This is a genomic window from Moraxella equi, from assembly GCF_002027555.1.
GTDB lineage: Bacteria > Pseudomonadota > Gammaproteobacteria > Pseudomonadales > Moraxellaceae > Moraxella > Moraxella equi.
Genome location: NZ_MXAP01000198.1, coordinates 1 through 1,069 on the forward strand (window position 1 = coordinate 1; position 1,069 = coordinate 1,069).

Annotated in this window: 1 protein-coding gene; it reads right to left on the minus strand. The window is 48.6% G+C overall.

Features of this window, described 5'->3' with window-relative positions; all coding sequences use genetic code 11:
* Positions 1-139: 139 nt before the first annotated feature.
* Positions 140-1,069 (minus strand): molybdopterin molybdotransferase MoeA (locus B5J93_RS13220; protein ID WP_079326779.1); only part of this gene is annotated, 930 nt, incomplete at its 5' end.

A 1,069-nucleotide genomic window follows, 5' to 3' on the forward strand; every position in this document is an offset into this window, starting at 1 on the left:
CACCCCAAAGGTTAGAGTGTAAGTGGCGAGCTTTGGGGTGGGGTTCATAAAGGGCGTGTTCAATACACCCCCACAAAGGTGTTTTCAAGATTTGGCATTGGTGTAAATTGGGGTTGATTTGCTATAAAAACAAACCTTATCAATAAAACCCCCACCCAAACGGCTCTATTGTTATCTCATCGCCCACCAAATAGCCTTCACTGTCTTTGTCCGCCACGATAAGGCAGTTGGCAAGCGATAACTGCTTGATACGGTGCGAGTCTTGCACGCCCACCGCTTGCACCACAAATCTACCAAGCTCATCTTGATGGTATATGCCACGCATGAACTCTTTACGCCCTGCCCTTTTTTTGATGTCGTGGCTCAAAGTTGCTCTTAGAGTCAATCGCTTGGGCAACTCATCATCATGCACCCCAGACAGTCGCCACAAGGCAGGAATGACAAACTGCAAACAGCCCACCACGCAGGACAAAGGATTACCCGGTAGCCCAAAATACAGCACCGTTTTGGGGCTGTCGGCATTGTCATAAAGCTCGCCAAAAACAAAGGGTTTGCCTGGTTTCATGGCGACTTTGTAATGGGTGATTTTACCAAGTTTGTCAATGGCGTGCGTCAAAAAGTCATAATCACCCACCGACACCCCTGCACTTGACACCACCACATCGCATTCATGCACCGCTTGCTCTATGGCGTGGCAGGTCTTGGACAAGTCATCAGGGATAATGCCATAGTCTTTAATGATAATGGGTAAGTCTTTGAAAAGTGCTTTTAGGGTGGGTGTGTTTGAGTTGTAGATATTGGCAAGGCTTGGCAGGCTCTCGCCCACAGCTACAAGCTCGTCCCCTGTCGCCAAAATCCCCACCACAAGCGGACGATACACCACCACATCTGCCACACCAAGATTGGCAAGCAGACTGATGTCGGTAGGGTTTAGGCGTTTGCCCACGGTCAGCACGCACTCGCCTGTGGCGACTTCTTCGCCTTGGTGTCTTATGTTGTTACCTGTGTATGAGTCTTTGGCAAGAGTTATGGTGTAAGTGGTTGATTTATCAATGCTATTTTTTATGTC